General features: G+C 61.0%; 13 protein-coding genes. 7 read left to right on the top strand and 6 right to left on the bottom strand.

Annotated elements, in window-relative coordinates; genetic code table 11:
- Positions 1–61 precede the first annotated feature (61 nt).
- The 6 genes from V5G24_RS10370 to V5G24_RS10345 form a co-directional block, all read right to left on the bottom strand.
- Positions 62–862: a sugar phosphate isomerase/epimerase family protein gene (locus V5G24_RS10370; RefSeq protein WP_394082976.1), complete on the bottom strand. Its 801-nt coding sequence runs from the start codon at positions 860–862 to the stop codon at positions 62–64.
- 8 nt (positions 863–870) lie between these two features.
- Complete coding sequence (locus tag V5G24_RS10365) at positions 871–1656, bottom strand: NAD-dependent epimerase/dehydratase family protein (protein ID WP_394082978.1); 786 nt, start codon at positions 1654–1656, stop codon at positions 871–873.
- The gene (locus tag V5G24_RS10360) at positions 1656–2705 is read right to left on the bottom strand and encodes an FAD-dependent oxidoreductase (RefSeq protein ID WP_509292309.1); all 1050 of its coding nucleotides are present in this window, start codon (positions 2703–2705) and stop codon (positions 1656–1658) included. The genes V5G24_RS10365 and V5G24_RS10360 overlap by 1 nt, the downstream gene beginning before the upstream one ends.
- A 176-nt stretch (positions 2706–2881) precedes the next feature.
- Positions 2882–4057 carry an alginate O-acetyltransferase AlgX-related protein gene (locus V5G24_RS10355; RefSeq protein WP_394082982.1) on the bottom strand — a complete coding sequence of 392 codons (1176 nt, stop codon included), beginning with the start codon at positions 4055–4057 and terminating at the stop codon, positions 2882–2884.
- 20 nt (positions 4058–4077) lie between these two features.
- The gene (locus V5G24_RS10350; protein ID WP_394082984.1) at positions 4078–6978 is read right to left on the bottom strand and encodes a glycosyltransferase; all 2901 of its coding nucleotides are present in this window, start codon (positions 6976–6978) and stop codon (positions 4078–4080) included.
- Positions 6956–8455: a DUF6212 domain-containing protein gene (locus V5G24_RS10345; protein WP_394082988.1), complete on the bottom strand. Its 1500-nt coding sequence runs from the start codon at positions 8453–8455 to the stop codon at positions 6956–6958. Before V5G24_RS10345 ends, V5G24_RS10350 begins: the two co-directional genes overlap by 23 nt.
- A 316-nt stretch (positions 8456–8771) precedes the next feature.
- Here V5G24_RS10345 and V5G24_RS10340 point away from each other — a divergent pair, with 316 nt between their 5' ends.
- The 7 genes from V5G24_RS10340 to V5G24_RS10310 all read left to right on the top strand — a co-directional run bounded on the left by V5G24_RS10340 (position 8772) and on the right by V5G24_RS10310 (position 18175).
- On the top strand, positions 8772–10196 hold the full coding sequence (locus V5G24_RS10340; RefSeq protein ID WP_394082990.1) for a mannose-1-phosphate guanylyltransferase/mannose-6-phosphate isomerase: 1425 nt from the start codon (positions 8772–8774) through the stop codon (positions 10194–10196).
- A 141-nt stretch (positions 10197–10337) separates the two neighbouring features.
- Positions 10338–10895 (top strand): dTDP-4-dehydrorhamnose 3,5-epimerase, encoded by a 558-nt coding sequence (rfbC, locus tag V5G24_RS10335; protein WP_394082992.1) that lies wholly within the window; start codon positions 10338–10340, stop codon positions 10893–10895.
- Positions 10896–10913: 18 nt separating this feature from the next.
- Positions 10914–11972 carry a dTDP-glucose 4,6-dehydratase gene (gene rfbB / locus V5G24_RS10330; protein WP_394082994.1) on the top strand — a complete coding sequence of 353 codons (1059 nt, stop codon included), beginning with the start codon at positions 10914–10916 and terminating at the stop codon, positions 11970–11972.
- A complete protein-coding gene (gene rfbD, locus V5G24_RS10325) occupies positions 11972–12865 on the top strand; it encodes a dTDP-4-dehydrorhamnose reductase (RefSeq protein WP_394082996.1) in 894 nt (297 codons plus the stop codon). Before rfbB ends, rfbD begins: the two co-directional genes overlap by 1 nt.
- Entirely contained in the window at positions 12862–13734 is an 873-nt protein-coding gene (gene rfbA, locus V5G24_RS10320) for a glucose-1-phosphate thymidylyltransferase RfbA (RefSeq protein WP_394082998.1), read from the top strand. The genes rfbD and rfbA overlap by 4 nt, the downstream gene beginning before the upstream one ends.
- 217 nt (positions 13735–13951) lie before the next feature.
- Positions 13952–14725 carry a ferredoxin--NADP reductase gene (locus V5G24_RS10315; protein ID WP_394083000.1) on the top strand — a complete coding sequence of 258 codons (774 nt, stop codon included), beginning with the start codon at positions 13952–13954 and terminating at the stop codon, positions 14723–14725.
- A gap of 150 nt (positions 14726–14875) precedes the next feature.
- Positions 14876–18175 carry an autotransporter domain-containing protein gene (locus tag V5G24_RS10310; protein ID WP_394083002.1) on the top strand — a complete coding sequence of 1100 codons (3300 nt, stop codon included), beginning with the start codon at positions 14876–14878 and terminating at the stop codon, positions 18173–18175.
- The last annotated feature ends 77 nt before the right edge of the window (positions 18176–18252 follow it).

The raw sequence follows: 18252 nt of genomic DNA, 5'->3' as shown, positions 1-18252 counted from the left end.
AGGCTCGCTGTGTCTGGCTCAGAAACAGACGAACGGAGGCATCGCTCCCTACAGCGCGATGTCAACTTCCCCGATAGACGCCGGCGACAACAGACAGCGCCTCGTCGAGCGCATCCAGCCCATCATTCCCCTGCTGGCGCATTTCGATGACCACCCATCCGGGATAGGACACCGCGCGCAAGGCGGCGCCGGCGCCGGCATGGTCGCAGCGCGGATGGCTAAACGGGCCGAGATCCGGCTCGGCGCAATGATAATGCACCGTCAGCCGCGCATAATCCCGGATCGCCTGCACCGGATCGTCCCCGCCCAGCATGATGCAGGCGCAATCCAGATGGACGCGGATGTTGGGATGCGCGCACCGCTCCACCATCGCGGCGACATCGCGCACCCGCGTCAGGAAATCGGCGCCATAATATTCCGGTACCGGCTCGATCCCGAGGGTCAGTCCGTGGCCACCGGCGATGTCGCCGAGGAGACCGAAGCGCTCCGCACCGAGCGCCTCGGCGTCCGCTGCCGAAAGGTCCCCCTTAAGCCGGTTGCGAGGCGCCCCGAAGACCGCGACCGTCGCGCCAAGCGCAGCCGCGATCTCGCCCACACGCCGGGTGTGGTCACACATCACCTTGAAATCCTCGGCGGATCCCAGCAATTGCGCCTTGGGCTGATTGAAATAGATGGCTTGGAGCGAACTCACCACGATGCCGTCGGCATCGCAGCGACGCCGGAACGCCTGCAGGTCCGCGTCGCCGAGCGCATCCCAGTCGGCGATCCGGGTTGGTGCCACCTCGATGCCGGAAAAGCCCTTTGCGCGCAGCAGCGCGATCGCCCGCGGCTCCGCCTCCTTCGCCCAAGCCAGATTGCTCACCCCGAATTTCATGCCGGCTGACCTTGTGTGCGGCTGATTTCTGCGTGCAAGAAGCGCTCCAGCGCGGAGAATACCGCGGGCCTGTCGAGGATATAGCCCCCCGCCCCGCCGAACAGCGCGGCGTGCAGGGTGCGAAAATCATAGAGCCCCGCGCCTGGCGCAGCCGGCCCGAGGGAGGCGCCGGGGAAGAAGCGCGCGCGGATGTCCTCCATGGACACCGGTTCCGTGGCGAAATTGACCAGGGGAATATCGCTCTGCTCCACCAGGGCCAGATCCGCCGAGAGCCGGTCCAGCGGATACCATTGGAACCGCCCGTCCGGGTTGATCGCCTCGGTCCGGTTCTGGTGGATCAGATCGTAGATGGCGTTCTTCTTGAGCCCGGTGCCGAAGAGGGCTGGCAGGCGCACGATGCGGTGGTTGGGAAAGCGAGCGGCGACGAAATCCTCCAGCTGCAAGCGATGCAGGCCGTAGGGGTGCAGCCCTTGCCGCTCCGGCAGGGCATCTTCGCTCACGCCGATCGGCCGCCCGTAGACGTCCACGGTCGAGATCAGGGTGAACAGGTCGGCCTCGACATGCTCCAGCTCGGCCATCAGGCGCTCGATTCCCGCGAGGTCCTGTTCCGGGTTCTGGTTCGCCCACCATTTGACGGCGCTGACACCCGCGCACACGATCCGATCGAAATGCCGGCCGCGAATGTCGCCTATGTTGGAGGAATTGAAGCCAGCATCGAAGGCACTTTGCGCGCGCAGGTTGGAACCGACGAATCCCGTGTGGCCGATCAGCGCCTGCTGCATCACCGCTCCCCTCCAGCCGCCGCGGCGATCTCCTGGCGCAGCAGGCTTCCGCCGAATTCGGAATAATCTCCGGCACCCGCTTCGATGAAGCTCAGGACCCGTTCCACCGCAAAGAAAATGGTATCGATCTTCCCTGACATCACCGTGAAAACCCGTCCGCGGCGGAAAACGTAGCAGCTGCGATCGTCGAACTTGCCCACCGGCTTGGTCTTGATGGCAAGCTGCGGCCCGAGGAAGCGGAAGCGATCCCTGAAATCGGGAAGATAGCGCGAAATCTGATCTTCCATCGCCGCGCATTTCTCGGCCACCACATGGCCGGTCACGGCATCCCGAGCGGCTCGGGCTTCGGCGGAACTGTCGAAACGGCCGAGGGGGGTATGGGGCACGCTGGACAGCGTATATATGTTCGGATCCTCCGTCGGATAAACGGAGCACAGCGGGCCGTCCACCATGGTCACGGCCGGAAATGGCACGTCGCATTCATAATAGAGCAGAATCGTCGGCTCGTAGAAAAAGCGGATCGGCAGGCCGCCTCGATGGCCCCACGTGCAATCAATCAGATAATCGAACGGCTCCCCGTTCACCACCACGTGCGCGCCGACACTTTCCACCGATTCAACTTCGGTTCCGAGATGCAGAACCCCATCGAGATTCTGCTTGAAATATTGACGCGCCCGCTCGATCAGCAACACACGCTCGCCGGTGAGGAGCATGCCGTCGACGCCGCGCAACCCGGCTGAATTCTCACGCAGCTCGCGAAATTCCAGGCCCGACGCCGTCATCACCAGACGATAAGTGGGAAAATCGATCAGGCTGTCCTCGCGGGGGACGGCATAGATGTTCTCAGCCACCTCGCGGCTGAGATTGGGATAGCGCTCCATGAAGCGCATGAAGCCGTCGCGCGACTGCAGCCGCGTGCCGTGGTGGCGTGCATAGTGAAAGCCCAGATGGAGGCGGAACTGGTTGTTTCCGGACGCCTCATTCAGCAGTCGATCGTGCCGCTCAAAAATCTGGACGTCAAAGCCGAGCCCCTTGAGCGAAAGGCCCATGTGACACCCATACCACCCGCCCCCGATGACAGCGACCCGCAACGCCATGACCCACGATCCCCCGTATTTGCCACGCTGCGCCGCATTCGGCAGACACCGTCATAGACGGACCTCATACGCGATATCGGTGGATTTTGCCTCCACTTTCGACGCACGCATCAATGTGACCACGCCGTCTACGACTTATATACTTGCCCCTTATATTTCGAATTTCGCGCTCGAGCCAAATATCTCTCCGGAATCACGATGACAACATTTTCGTTTGGCTCAATATCATGGGACACGGGAATGATCTGTCCGTCATGCGAATTTTGTGAAAAGGCCTGACCCAGAAGAAGCGAAAGCATCACGGCCGTCGAATGCCCATGAATCCGCAACGTCTGCGGCAGACCAAATATGTTATTGCGATTTGACGTCTCGAAATCACCAACTCCGCTGACATAAGGAGCCAAAGCATGGAATTGTAAGGCTACAGCATGTGTTTGGCTCTTGGTATTTGTACCAAGATCACCCTTGAAGTCAGCAACAAAAAAACCTATGTCTTCAATTTTAGGCCACAAGGACGGAGGAACACGCAACCTCTCAAGCAACGAGCAGCCCGTTACATAAGCCCCAAGCGCGTTCATATGTGTATCATTTGATAAGAATTTGCGCTGGTGTGGCAACCCCTGCAACAAAGCAGAATGATTATATAAAAAACTAGATCTAGCAAGAGGACTCAACGCGTTAAACACCTGATATACAGGACGCGCAGCTGACACCTCGAAATCACCCCCGGCAAATTCCACGACTTCCTTTGCCGCCACAACAAGAACCAGAAGATTTGCCGAAACAGCCTTCGCGGAAGCCGCCAGCGCCTCTATATTTTCCACCCAATACCTCAGAACATCATCCTCCAACGGCTGGGTGGCATTCAGATGCACGAGATTACTATTTGTGCCACCTCTTAAATAAACGCGCGCGTCGTCACGCACCGAAACAACAGGGCCAACATCAAATTTGACGAGACTTTCCGCCATCGCGGCCTTTCTCAAGACACGATAAAGATGGTGACCGACGATGAGGGAACGAGATCGGCCCGCGAATGATATCTGCACCCCGATATCGCGCACGCCGTCGCAAATGAGCCGCAGCAGAGCTCGATATGTATCCGGTTCAATGGGAATCTCGAAGTGCGCGCAATCCCCATATGGAGACGGTAAACTTGCTTGGCTCGAAGAGGTCTGTGTAATTATTTCGCCAGAAACAGCATTCCTTAATGAAATATCGACGGGCTTGCCTGGTGCGTCGGTCTCGATCGCCCACCCCCCCAACGTCTTTGCAGAAAGCCATTGAATATCCCCAACCAACATCTCAAGCCTCAGAATTAATATTAATTTGATACCGGCCGCGCCTTATCGGGAAATCGCTTATTCATCAAGGCTGTAAAAGCTTCAAATGAGCGCTCCCAACTAATAGTCAAAAGCTGATCCATTGCCGCAAGAGCCATTTTTTGCCGTTCATCCCGATCTCTCTGCAACATCGCCAGCGCGCCGACGAATCCCAGTACTACGGAATGATCGTCGGAATTTGGTATCACAACACCGTTTTTTCCGTTTGAAATCAACTCACTGACTGCGCCAACGTCGGTCGCAATGGGAATGCATCCCGCTTGCTGAGCCTCCAAGATAACCAGCGGCGCGCCTTCCCAGCGCGACGGAAGAATCATCACGTCAGCCTTGGCAAAGGCATTCCCCAGCTTGTCGGCTGAAAAGACGGGCGGCTCGAACACGATATTGGCCCGCTGCATGCTATCGCGCGTAGCAGTGTTCACGCTGCCCTCGACAAGATTCGCCCCGATGAAGCGAAAATTCGCCTTCAGCCCCGCATTGTTGCAGTGAACCACAATATCGATAATACGCTCCAACCCCTTTTGCGTATCCATACGACCGATATAAAGCACATTTAGGGTTTCGGTGGCTTCTTTTCTCTTCGCGCGGATCGATTTTAACTTATCGGCGGATAGGGAGAAGCTGGGCGCATTCTCCACCGTCATCATCTTCTCCCGCGGGAGCCCCAGTGCATACAGACGATGCCGCAGATTGTGCGAGCACAGCAAGAACAGGTCATAGGCATGCTCGAACAGCAGTCCGAGGAAGGGATGACCGACCTCGCGACCCAGGTCGCTGCGATCAAACAAATGGATATAGGAGATGGTCATGATGCCCATCGCCCGCAGTTCGCCGATGGCGGCGTTTAGTGGCGCTGCCTGGCAGTTGACGACCACGTCCATACTGGCGAGCAGGCCTACCAGCAGGGGAGTCCTCATTTCAGGCTCTGAGGCCACGCCGAATTCGGTTCCGCGACCGGAGCTTCCCCCACCCCATAGCGCCGGCACTTCATTGCCGATGAGGTTCACCGTATCGAATGCATCGTTGAACTCGGGAATAATCTTGAAACCGGAGCCGCCGATGACGAACAGGTGGGTGCGAAACCCGGCCCTGCGTAATTGCTGCGCGCAAGCATAGCCGACTTTTTCCGAGCCGCCGAACGATCCGAACGGCACCACGAACGCGACGTCCGCCCGTGCCGGCTCCTGAACGCGCGGCAGCAGAGTGCCGGAATTCAGGTGTCGCTCCAACAGGGCGGGATACTCCCGCATGGCAGGAAACAGCCGCGACCGCCACGCCCACCGGACGTTCAGGGCGGTGCGGTACGACGAGTTATGGATATGGGACACGCTCAGTGCCATGGCACCGACAAGCGAGGAGAGAAGCTGTGTCTGCCGACTGACGTCAACGGGCGCCGCGATGGTTATCTCCATCGCGCTCGGCCCCGGCTCCTGCGAAGCCAGGGACATCAGCCACCCCTGGTCTGAGGAATTGGCACAGCTTCGCAAAATGTCGTGGCGCCCCGCGATCAGGATCAGGCGGTCCGACAGGCCCGCCCCCGTGGCGATAGCGCGGAAAGAGACTGAAATCTCACGTGTGTTCCGCGCGAGCGTTACTGCGACGAACTGATGCGCCTTCAGTTGGCGCTCGATAAGCCAGAACAGCGTGTGCGCAAGCCCGACGCCCAGGAGTTGCTGAATGACGTGAGAAGATCCCCAGAACATCAAATCGGGAGTCAGAAATTTGTCGGGTTCCTCCTGTGCTGCCCAGAAATTCCGACAGAAGTCCTTCAACACGTAAGATTTCGGCGAAATGGCCGGATCTGTGAACATGTTTATAGCCATGCTCTCGGTGTCGAACCAGCAATAACGCGGGGACTCCTCATGCTCATAACCGAGCAGCTTCCGCGGCGTGAATTTCTTTTTGTAGCGGTCTTTCAAATATTTCGAAATGGACGTTCGATCGCGACCCACTTCCTTGCAACGACTTTCTGCACGGTTGCGGTATTCGAGACCGAACAGATCGCTGCACATACCCTTGTAACCACGCGAGACCGCATCCAGCCAGAAGTCCCAGTCCTCGAAACCCGACGTCGCATCGACGTTGAACCGAAGGTGCTTCAACAATTCCGCTCGGATGAGACTTCCCGTATCCGAAAGATTTTCATAAACCACATGCAAGAGTCGAGAATAAGGAATCGAATAATCGCCATTCCACTCGACCTCGAACGTATTGATGGCGGGAAACAACCAGCCGACGTCCGGATGCTTTTCCAACAATGCCCAGCCGTGCGCTATAGCATGGGGAGACAGACGGTTATCTGCATCGAGAAAGAAGGCCGCCTTCAGATTCGGGTAGACGTTGACAATATAGTCTATACCGAAATTACGCGCAGAACTTGGCCCACCGTTTGGCTTGTTTAGATAAACTACGTTTTCATAAGCCTGGGCCAACAGAAAACACAACTGGTCGGTTTCCACGTGCGGGCAGCCATCATTCACGATCACCACCGCAAGCCGCCCGTCCACCACCTGCTGCAAGGCGGATTCCACGGCCTCGATCAAGAGGATCGAATGCTTATAGACCGGGATCAAGATCGCGAATTGAACCGTTCCGTCCGGCCTCGGCTCGATATCCTCGTCATTGGGCTGTCGTACGCCGAGGAAGGGCGCCAGTGGCGTCGCCAATACGGGACCGCGCGGACGCGCATCGTTGAACAAGATCTCCTGCAACATCTGTGCAGTCTGTGGAACGTTTGGAACATCAGCGGGCTCGCTGCCGGGAAACTCCGCCGCCGGAGGCAGCCGCGGCTCCCGCCGCGCACCAGACGTCTTTTCGGGCACATCTCTCCGATCGTCGGAGCGAATGACGTAAACTTGGTTATCGCTCGATTTCGACATCATAGAATCTCGCCCACGCAAACGCGTTCGACCGATTTTGCTCCATTCGCGTCAGCAGGAACAAGGTCCGAGGAGGATGACCGGAACGCTCCTCAGGCGTCAGAAAAACGGAAAGCTGATGGGGTTGAGTCGGCGCCACGGCCCGCCAACCAGACCAGTCGACCACATTCGTCAGTTGCGGCACCTCGCTCCACGGCACGCCCGCAGCCTGATCCGCCTCAGCCACCACCAGCGCAAACTCGACCGGCTGCGCTCGCTCGCTGGCGACGAAGCCCTTGGCGCTGACGCTCATCGCGGCGGCAGGAACCAGATCCTTCAACACGCCGATGCAGATCCCTTTCTGCGGGGGGTGAACGGTAATTTGTTCCTCCCCGGAATGGAAGACCACCTCGGCGAAATTCGGCAATTCCGCCGCAGTCAGGAGCATCTCGACCCTCTGCAGACTCGTCGGCGGCACGCGGCAGGAGGTTTCCACCGCAGTCGGCAACGCCTCGGCCAATACGACATTGGGCAGGCGCGGGGTAATAAAGCCCGGCGGCGCCTGCCAGATGCGCATCGCAATAGGCCGATTACCCACCACGTGCCCGCTGCCGGCTCCGTAAGGACAATAGCGCTCATTGGCAATGATCCGGGATGCTCCCAGAGAAACCGCCGATGATGAGCCGCCCTGGACCTCGAGATGAAGGATCGCGCTGCGCGACATGCCGTCAAGCGCCTGCGGCAGACTGAGGGTGATCCAATCCTCTTTCTGGCCGACGACATCGGGTATCGGGATAACCCAGGTTGCATGGGCCTCTGCGGAATCGCCAAGATACAAGGCCGCCTTTAATGAACCGCCGGTTTCGCCGCCGGAAAAACGAACCAGGAGATCAATGGCACAAACCCCCTTGGAGGACACAGGCAGGAGCTGACGGATCGCACTCGCAGCCACATCGACGACCATCGCCGATCCATTGGTCAAACGGTCCGGCGCGACGAACATCCTCTGCCGAACCAGCTTGACACCCGCCTGCTGAATATACGTCTCTAGAGCGGAAAATTTGAGATGCTGAACTTCGAAATCCTTACGGGAGGCAGAAAGTGCGTGAGCCTGCTCAAGCGCATACGCAGCCAACGGATTCAAAAAGCCTGAGACTACACCCAGGATTTGAACCAAAATACCGCGCACATCATCGATATCGCCAAGATCAACGACCGCAGCATTATTGAAATAATTGCGTAACCTGGCATTTGCCTTTAGTTCTTTAATAAAATTCACGTTCGCAGATTTTTGACTTATCAATGCTACAAACACCGGATTTCGCGCCACATCCGTACCAATACAGTCAGATAAAACAAGATCCCCATCCGCAGACACAGATGCACTATAAATTGCGAAATGATCTTTCAAATATTTAAATTTAGCCCAAAAAGCATGCTCCGCTGGCGGAACTGCGATCGCGAGGAGATGATCCTTATTTTGTTTATTCAAGATTTTCATGGATTATTACATAATCTTTCGCGCGCGAACGCGGTTTAATCTAGAATTCCGAATAAAAACAATATCCCACCGCACTGCACACGGCTCAAGCGAAAATTCCGATGAACGACTTTTTTTTTGGCCTTTAGAGGTTTCAACCCACCTCTCATCGAAAATGTGGCGGGTGATTTTTTGTGCGGTGCAGCAGGCGCCGTCCGCCATCAATCCCTGCCGACACGCGCCGGCGGCAAAGGGCCGCCTCGATCTTCGCCGGACTCGACGCCCCTTGCCGACCGTGCAATGAAACATTCAACGGGAATGGATGGAGCCGTTTGCGATGCGGGTGCCAGCAAGTAAGATTGTTCCAGTCGTTCTGGCCGGCGGCACCGGTACCCGTCTCTGGCCAATTTCGCGCAACACGCTGCCGAAACAGTTCCTCACCCTGGTTACCGACAAGACCCTCTACCAGGACACCCTGCTGAGGACCCCACCGGGAGCGGCCTTCCACCCGCCGATCGTCATCACCAATGACGATTTTCGCTTTTTTGCCCGCCGGCAGGCCAGCGAGGTGGGCATTGATGCCACCGTTGTGCTCGAACCGGCGCGGCGCGACAGCGCCCCCGCCCTGATCGCTGCGGCGGCCATGGCCCAGAGGCTGCACGGGGACGACGTGCTTGTTCTGGCTCTCGCGGCCGACCATGTGGTGCTCAAATCCAAGGCATTCCTTGAAGCGGTCGGAAGGGCGGCGGAGGTCGCGGCCACAGGCAAGATCGTGACGTTCGGCATCGTCCCGGATTCGCCGCGCACGAGTTATGGTTATATCCGCCCCGGCGCGCCGCTTCCAGCCGGCGGCAATGCGGTGGCGGCGTTCGTGGAGAAACCCGACCGAGAAACCGCTTCTCGCTACATGTCCGAGGGATTTCTCTGGAATTCGGGTAATTTTCTGTTTCCCGCGGCCCTGATGATCGCCGAAGCCGAGCGTTTCGAGCCGGCGCTGACCGAGGCCGCCCTGAACGCGGTCGCGAGTGCCACCGACGATCTCGGATTCATTCGTCTCGGCCGCGAGGCGTTCGAGGCGGCACCTGCAAAATCGATCGATTTCGCGGTGCTTGAACATACCGCCAATGCGGCGGTGGTCGGCGGTGATTTCGGCTGGTCGGACATCGGCTCGTGGGATGCGGTGCGCGAGATTGGCACGCCGGATCCGGAGGGCAATGTGCTCAAGGGATCGGTTGCGCTGCTAGACAGTCACAACTCCTATGTGCGCTCGGACGGTCCGCTCGTAACCGGCATCGGCCTTGAGGGCATGTCGGTGATCGCCACCGAAGATGCGGTGCTGGTCATGCCGTCGGATCGCAGCCAGGACGTGAAGGCCCTCGTGGCCTCGCTCAAGTCCGCCAGGATCAATGCCGCCGATGAGCATTTGAAGGTGCATCGGCCCTGGGGCACCTATCAGACCATCTGTCGCGGCGAGCGCTTCCATGTGAAGAAGATCGTAGTCGAGCCGGGCGCCAAGCTCTCCTTGCAAAAGCACCATCATCGCGCCGAACATTGGGTTGTCGTGCGCGGCACGGCAGAAGTTACGGTGGACGACCGGACCTTCACCGTGCGCGAGAATGAATCCACTTATATTCCCCAGGGCGGCGTGCACCGTCTGGCCAATCCCGGCCGGATCGATCTGGAATTGATCGAAGTACAGACCGGCTCCTATCTCGGCGAAGATGATATCGTTCGCATCGAGGATATTTATCATCGCGCATGATGCATTGCTGCGTGCATCGGGGCCGGATCATCCTTGCTGAAAGCCCGGCCCACCCTGAAAATGCTGCGTCTGCTCATTGACCTTGCGAGGGGGCGAGGCTAGCTTCCCGTCACATTTTTGCAACGGGGCAACGCGCGTCCAATGACGTCTTTCACACCACTGGCGATCCCCGAAGTTATGCTGATTATTCCGCCCCGGTTCAACGACCCGCGCGGTCATTTCAGCGAAACCTATGTCGAGGCCCGATATCACGCGAACGGTATTTCCGCCCGTTTCGTCCAGGACAATGAGTCCGTATCGGTTCCCGTCGGGACGATCCGTGGCCTGCACTTCCAGATTGAGCCATTCGCCCAGGCCAAGCTGATGCGTGTTCTGGCCGGTGCGGTGTTCGACGTGGCGGTGGATATCCGCAAGGGCTCGCCGACCTACGGCCACTGGGTGGGCGCCACGCTGACCGAGGCAAACCGCGAGCAATTGTTCATCCCGCGCGGTTTCGCGCACGCCTTCTGTACAATAGAGCCGAATACCAAGGTGGCCTATAAGGTGGACGGTGTGTATTCGCGCGACAGCGAAGGCGGCATAGCGTGGGATGATCCTGATCTCGCGATCGAATGGCCGGTCAAGGACGCCTTGCTGTCCGACAAGGATCGCGAATGGCCGCGTCTGAAGGATTATGATAGCCCGTTCACCTACGCGTGACGGCACGACGGGGCGAAAATGGCACAACGCATTCTTGTTACCGGCGGGGCAGGCTTCATCGGTTCCGCTCTGGTGCGCTATCTCATCGCATCCACGTCCGCGGATGTGCTGACCTATGACAGCCTGACCTATGCGGGGACGCTGACCTCCCTGGCGCCGGTGATGGATAATCCGCGCCATAGCTTCGTGCAGGCGGACATTTGCGATGCCGCGGCGTTCCAGGCGGCGCTTGAAACCTTCCGCCCCGACCGCATCATGCATCTTGCGGCCGAAAGCCATGTGGACCGCTCGATCGACGGGCCTTCGGCCTTCATCACCACCAATGTCATCGGCACCTATACGCTGCTCCAGGAGGCCCTGCGCTATTGGCGCGGGCTGGAGGGCGCGGCGCGCGATGGCTTCCGCTTCCAGCACATTTCCACCGACGAGGTGTTCGGTAGCCTCGGTGCCGAGGGCTTCTTCCGCGAGGAGACGCCGTACCAGCCCAATTCGCCCTATTCGGCCTCCAAGGCATCGTCGGACCATCTGGTGCGGGCGTGGCATCACACCTATGGCCTGCCGGTGGTGATGTCCAACTGCTCCAATAATTACGGGCCGTACCACTTCCCGGAAAAGCTGATCCCGCTCATCATCCTCAATGCGCTGGAGGGCCTGCCGCTGCCAGTCTATGGCGCGGGCGAGAATGTGCGCGACTGGCTGTTCGTGGAGGATCATGCCGAGGCGCTCCATCTGATCGGCTCCAAGGGCCGGATCGGCGAGAGCTATAATGTGGGCGGCGCCAACGAGCGGCGGAACATCGATGTTGTGCGCACCATCTGCGCCATTCTCGACGACATCCGCCCGGACGCCCGCATCGGCAGGCGCGAGGATCTGATCCGCTTCGTCACCGACCGGCCGGGCCACGACGCGCGCTATGCCATTGATTTTTCCAAGCTAAACGCCGAATTGGGCTGGTCCCCGCGCGAGACTTTTGAAACCGGCCTGCGCAAGACCATCGAATGGTATCTCGCAAATCCCGGCTGGTGGGAGCCGCTGCGCACCCGATATGCCGGCCAAAGGCTGGGGCTCGCTTCCTGATGCGCATCGTCCTGTTTGGCGCCAAGGGCCAGGTCGGCCAGGAACTCACCGCTCTCGCGGCCGCGCGCGGCGTCGATCTTGTCGCCTTCGAGCGCGCGCAGGTGGACATCTGCGATCCTGCTGCCGTCGCCCGCGCGCTGGAAGCCAAGCGCCCGGACCTGGTGGTGAACGCTGCCGCCTATACCGCCGTGGACAAGGCGGAGAAGGAAGCGGAACTCGCCACCCGCGCCAATGCGCAGGCCCCCGGCCTGCTGGCCGAGCGCTGCGCGCGCTATGGCACCCCGCTGGTCCACATCTCCACCGACTATGTGTTCGACGGCACCAAAAAGGGCGCCTATGTGGAGAGCGATCCGATCGCCCCCCTCGGGATCTACGGACGCACCAAGGCGGCCGGCGAAGCCGCGGTGCGGGCGCAGAACGAGCGCCATCTGATCCTGCGCACCTCCTGGGTGTACGGACAGTATGGCGCCAATTTCCTCAAGACCATGCTGCGCCTTGCCAGCGAGCGCGACCGCCTCACCATCGTCGCCGACCAGCACGGCTGCCCCACCGCCACGCGCGACATCGCGGAAGGCATCCTGTCGGCCGCCGAGGCCATCGCGGGCGGGACGGCGCGCTGGGGCACCTATAATCTGGCGGGCAACGGCGCCACCACCTGGCACGGCTTCGCCAGCGAAATCGTCGCGCAAGCGGCCCGCCATACCGGCCGCACGCCAGACGTCGCGCCCATCACCACCGCCGATTATCCCACCCCCGCCCGGCGGCCCGCCAATTCGGAACTGGATTCCAGCCTGTTCGAACGCACGTTCGGCTATCGCGCGCCGCCCTGGCGCTCGCGCGTGGCCGAAGTGGTGGACGGACTGCTCGCATCGACGCTCAAGGAGCCCACGTGAAAGGCATCATCCTCGCCGGAGGATCCGGCACCCGGCTGCATCCCATCACCCTCGTGGTCTCCAAACAGCTGCTGCCGGTCTACGACAAGCCGATGATCTATTATCCCCTGTGCACGCTCATGTCGGCGGGCATCCGGGACATACTCATCATCACCACGCCCCAAGACAGCGCGCTGTTTCAGGCGCTGCTGAAGGACGGCAGCCAGTTCGGCATCAAGATCACCTATGCCGTACAGGATCAACCGCGGGGCCTCGCCGATGCTTTCATCGTCGGCCGCGATTTCATCGGCGACGAGCGCGTGGCGCTGGTTCTTGGCGACAATCTGTTCTTCGGCCACGGCCTGCCCGAACTGCTCCAGGACGCCGTTTCCCGGACCGACGGCGCGACCGTATTCGGCTATCCGGTGAATGATCCCGAGCGCTACGGCGTCGCCGAGATCGACGCCACCGGGCGGGTGATCTCGCTGGAGGAAAAGCCGGCGGTGCCGCGCTCCAACCTCGCGGTGACGGGTCTCTATTTCTACGATAACCGCGTGGTGGACATCGCCGCCAATCTCAAACCCTCGCCGCGCGGCGAGATTGAGATTACCGACGTCAACCGCGCCTATATGGACCTCGGCGCGCTGCACGTCAGCCTGATGGGCCGCGGCTTCGCCTGGCTCGACACGGGCACGCCGGATTCCCTCGTGGAAGCCGCGCAATTCGTGCAGATCCTGGAAAAACGCCAGGGCCTGAAGATCTGCGCGCCCGAGGAGGTCGCGTACCGGGCCGGCTTCATCAATGCCGATGCATTGCGGGCCCAGGGCAAGGCGCGGGCGAAATCGGCCTATGGTGCCTATCTGCTCCGCCTCGTCGACGAAGATATCTGAGCCGCGCCGGCGGCGGTCCCCTGCCCTTTTGGTTTGATCTGGCGCATGGTCGCTCCCCGCCGGCCCTGTCACATCTCGTCGATGATGCGGCGCAGCAGTAGCGCGCTGCCTTCACATGAATTACAGTGGAACACGATATCCCACAGTGAGACTGGGTTAAACGCGCGTTCAGCGTGGATTTCCCGCTCCGTTCCGCCTTCCTCCTGACTGGCCGACCATGAGCAATTTCAACGAAGAAACGGTGAAGAGCGTCCACCACTGGACCCACAATCTGTTCACCTTCACCACCACGCGCGACCCCGGTTTCCGCTTCCTGAACGGTCAGTTCGCCATGATCGGCCTGATGGTGGAAGGCAAGCCGCTGCTGCGGGCCTATTCCATGGCCAGCGCCAATTATGAGGAAGACCTCCAGTTCTTCTCCATCAAGGTGCAGAACGGCCCGCTCACCTCGCGCCTCCAGCATCTCAAGATCGGCGACAAGATCCTGGTCGGCCGCAAAGCCACGGGCACGCTGATCCAGGACAATCTGCTGCCAGGCAAAAATCTGTATCTGCTCTCCACCGGCACCGGCCTTGCGCCCTTCCTCTCGGTGGTGAAAGACCCTGACGCCTATGAGCGGTTCGAGAAGATCGTCCTCATCCACGGCTGCCGCACCGTGGCCGAGCTGGCCTATGACGATTATCTCACCAAGGAGCTGCCGGAGAATGAATTCATCGGCGACGAGGTGAAGGCCAAGCTGATCTATTACCCGACCGTCACCCGCGAGCCGTTCCGTCACCAGGGCCGCATCACCTCCTTGATCGAGAACGGGCAATTGTTCGCCGACATCGGCCTGCCGCCCATCGACCCGCAGAACGACCGGCTGATGCTCTGCGGCAGCCCGGCGATGCTCAAGGATCTGGTTCAACTTCTGGAATCGCGCGGCTTCCAGGAAGGCAGCCAGTCGCAGCCGGGCCATTATGTGATCGAGAAGGCGTTCGTCGAGCGCTGAAACCGGTCGCGACGCACGCCCTCTTCGGCGACTGTGGCCTTGTGGCAACAGCTATTCGGTTTCGGAAGCGCGTAGTCACCTATATGATACCGCTCGCTTGTGTGCGCATGTGAAAAGCTGCAACTTCCCCATGGGTTGGGGAGGGTGGCAATGCTCAGTTTCTTGACTGTGGCGGACGATCGCAAAAGCATCGATGCAGATCCCGCCGGGACGTCGCGACCGGGCCAGCGGCTGTCACGCGTCACGGGGCTCGCCGGCGCCCTGATGGCCGGCGCAGCGGCGACCGGTCTCTCGCTGGTCTCCGTCACCCCGGCGACCGCGCAGAACGTATGCCTCACCCCGGCCTGCATCGCCGCGCAGAGTAGCGGCCAAATTGGCGCGCTTTCGGCTTTCTCGACCTTGCTTAACACGGCGGAAAGCCAAGCCTTCCTGCAAGCTGTGATGGCAAAAGATGTCGAGATCTACTTCAGCTCGACCTATGATCAGAAGAATCTCGCGGTGCAGAATTCCATCGACGCCTTCGTGCCGAACGGCGTTTCCGCGAACGTGTGGAACATGGTGAATACGCCGCTCGGCCCCACCATGGCGCAGAACGCGACCAACAATCAGTTGCCCGCCAGTGTCGGCAACCTGCTCAATGTGGTGCTGAACGATACGCTGCAGGTCGGCCCACTAAAAAGCGCATATGCCGCTACCAATATCTACGGCATCGCCTATCAATATAACGTTCCCGGAAGCGTCGGCGACCCGCGCCCCTTCCTGACCTCGCCGAGCATAGCGGCAAACCCCTGGACGACGGGCCAGGCGGACGCCAATTCGCTCACCGGCCCGGCCTCTCAGGCCCAGCAATGGATCGACAACACCGCCTCCCCCGCCTTTCCCAGCGGCCATTCCTCCGCCGGGAACAGCACGGCGCTGACCTACGCCTGGATGATGCCGGAACAATATCAGGCCCTGCTGGTAGCCGCTCAGGAATTCGGGCTCAGCCGCAACATCCTGGGCGTGCATTACCCCACCGATGTGATCGGCGGGCGCATCGCGGCGATGTATAATCTGGTGCAATTGCTCGCCAACAATCCCGACTATTCCAGCAATTTCTTCGAGGTCGCGACCGCCGCATCGGCGGAGCTGCACGTCCAGCTCGGCAGCGCGCTCGCAGTGCCCTATGCCGGTTGCGCCGGAAACGTGGCGAGCTGCATCGCGGGAGGGATGTTCCCCAGCGCCGCCGCCTTCAGCGAGGCCCGCCAGCAATATATCTCCTCCATCACCTACGACCTGCCTTCCGTCGGCTCCACCACCGACGCGCCGATCGTTCCGGTGAATGCCGAATTGCTGATCTCCACCCGTTTTCCCTATCTGTCGCAGGACCAGTGGCGCGACGTGCTTGCGACCACGGAACTGCCCTCCGGCGCGCCGCTGGACGACCACCAGACCGGCTGGGCGCGACTTGATTTGTATTCCGCAGCCGGCGGCTACGGCGCCTTCAACCAGAACGTGACCGTCACCATGAATGCCGCGGCCGGCGGCTATAACGCCATCGACGTGTGGAGCAACGACATTTCCGGCACGGGCGGGCTCACCAAGCTCGGCACCGGAACGCTCGTGCTCGCGGGCACCGACACCTATACCGGCGGCACCGTGGTGGGCGGCGGCACGCTCGCCGTCACCGGCTCCATCATTGGCGATCTCTCCATTCTGGCGGGCGCGAATTTCGTGAGCGCGGGTGGCTATAGCGTCGCGGCGAATGCGCAATTGCTCAATTCCGGCACCTTCACCTCGGTAAATGCGCCGCTGTCCAGCAGCGGCACATTGATCAATGGCGGCGCCCTCGACAGCGCCGTGATCAATTCCGGCACCATGGCCAACCTCGCCGGCGGCACGGTCACGGGCGCGATCACGAACAGTGGCGTGCTGACCAATAACGGCACCGTCAAGGGCGACGTCACCAACACCGGAACCTTCAAGGGCACCGGCGTGCTCAACGGCGCCCTGGCCAATTCCGGCATCGTGGCGCCGGGCAATTCCATCGGCACCCTCACAGTCAACGGCGCCGTCAGCTTTTCCGCCGGCTCCACCTATCAGGCGGAGATCGGCGCGCCGGGCCAGAGCGACCTGATCGCCGCCACCGGGCCGATCACCATTTCCGGCGCCGCGCTCACCATCATCGCGGGAGTCGGGGCGACACCGCAGCTCGCCAGCTACACGCTGCTCACCTCGGGCGCGGGCATCACCGGCGCCTTCGCCAGCGTCAACGACCCGTTCGGTACGGCCTATCCGTTCCTGGACCTGACGACCACGCTCTCCGGCAACGCGCTCAGCCTGAACGTGGTGGCCGATGCCACCGCCCTCGCCACCGCCGGCCGCACGCCCAATGAGCGCGCGGTGGGTGTCGCGCTCGGCGCGCTGCCCGCTTCCAACAGCGTGCTGCAAGCCGTGGTCGGGCTGAACGGCGCCACCGCGCCGGCCGCGTTCGACGCCCTCTCGGGACAGATCTACGCCTCCGCCGCGACGGTGTTGCAGCAGCAATCCCTCTATCTGCGCGAGGCGATCGGCGGGCGCCAGCGGCAAGCCTCCGGCAGTGCAATGCAGGCGGGGCCTCAGACTTCCCAGCTCGCGCCCGGCCTTGCCGCCACCGCATGGCTCCAGGGTTATGGCGCCTGGGGCAGCACCGACGCCAGCGCCAATACCGCCGGCCTCTCACGCTCCATCGGCGGCGTCATCGCCGGCATCGATACGCCGGTGGGCGACGCCTGGCGCCTCGGCATCGCCGGCGGCTACAGCCAATCCACCTATGATGTGGATGCCCTCTCCTCCTCCGGCACCAGCGACAATTACGACCTCGCCGCCTATGCCAGCACCCGCTTCAGCGACATCGACCTGCGGCTCGGCGCCGCCTATGGCTGGCACGATCTGTCCACCAGCCGCACAGTGCTGTTTCCCGGCTTCCTGAACGGCCTTTCTTCCGACAGCAAGGCCGGCACCACGCAGGTGTTCGGCGAGATCGCACGGGGGTTTGCCGCTGGCGCCACCCAGTTCGAGCCCTTCGCTGGCCTTGCCTATGTTCATCTGGACATGGACGGCTTCACCGAATCCGGCGGCGCGGCGGCGCTCACCTCCGGCGGGCTGACGCAGGACAACAGCTTCGCCACGCTCGGCCTGCGCGTCAGCCAGAGCATGGCCCTCGGCACCGGCACGCTGACCGCACGCGGCGGGCTCGCCTGGCAATATGCCTTCGGCGACATCAATCCCGACATAGGCCTTGCCTTCGCGGGCGGCGGCGCGCCGTTCACGGTGAGCGGCGCCCCCATCGGGCGCAATGCGGCGCTGGTGAATGCGGGGCTCGATTTCCGCGCCACCGCGAACATGGTGCTCGGCATCAGCTATGGCGGGCAATTCTCCGACCAGGGCATGGACAATGCGCTCAACGGGCGCCTCGCCATCTCGTTCTGAACCTTCCGCCGGCCAGTCCTTCCGCCCGCGCAAATCTCCGGCGCTGTTTTCGCTGCGTCGGAGGTTTCATTGCTGAT

This window comes from Roseixanthobacter finlandensis (assembly GCF_043195105.2).
In the GTDB taxonomy this organism is placed as follows: domain Bacteria; phylum Pseudomonadota; class Alphaproteobacteria; order Rhizobiales; family Xanthobacteraceae; genus NCEH01.
The sequence above is the reverse complement of the archived record's forward strand: the minus strand, read 5'-3'. Positions and strand labels throughout refer to the sequence as shown.

What these genes read in the sequence shown, in the direction of transcription:
- rfbB (WP_394082994.1), top strand. Translation starts at nt 10,914, where the DNA reads ATGGCACAACGCATTCTTGTTACCGGCGGGGCAGGCTTCATCGGTTCC.
- V5G24_RS10360 (WP_509292309.1), bottom strand. Translation starts at nt 2,705, where the DNA reads ATGGGCCTTTCGCTCAAGGGGCTCGGCTTTGACGTCCAGATTTTTGAG.
- V5G24_RS10340 (WP_394082990.1), top strand. Translation starts at nt 8,772, where the DNA reads ATGCGGGTGCCAGCAAGTAAGATTGTTCCAGTCGTTCTGGCCGGCGGC.
- V5G24_RS10355 (WP_394082982.1), bottom strand. Translation starts at nt 4,057, where the DNA reads ATGTTGGTTGGGGATATTCAATGGCTTTCTGCAAAGACGTTGGGGGGG.
- V5G24_RS10315 (WP_394083000.1), top strand. Translation starts at nt 13,952, where the DNA reads ATGAGCAATTTCAACGAAGAAACGGTGAAGAGCGTCCACCACTGGACC.
- V5G24_RS10345 (WP_394082988.1), bottom strand. Translation starts at nt 8,455, where the DNA reads ATGAAAATCTTGAATAAACAAAATAAGGATCATCTCCTCGCGATCGCA.
- rfbD (WP_394082996.1), top strand. Translation starts at nt 11,972, where the DNA reads ATGCGCATCGTCCTGTTTGGCGCCAAGGGCCAGGTCGGCCAGGAACTC.
- V5G24_RS10365 (WP_394082978.1), bottom strand. Translation starts at nt 1,656, where the DNA reads ATGCAGCAGGCGCTGATCGGCCACACGGGATTCGTCGGTTCCAACCTG.
- V5G24_RS10350 (WP_394082984.1), bottom strand. Translation starts at nt 6,978, where the DNA reads ATGATGTCGAAATCGAGCGATAACCAAGTTTACGTCATTCGCTCCGAC.
- V5G24_RS10310 (WP_394083002.1), top strand. Translation starts at nt 14,876, where the DNA reads ATGCTCAGTTTCTTGACTGTGGCGGACGATCGCAAAAGCATCGATGCA.
- rfbC (WP_394082992.1), top strand. Translation starts at nt 10,338, where the DNA reads ATGACGTCTTTCACACCACTGGCGATCCCCGAAGTTATGCTGATTATT.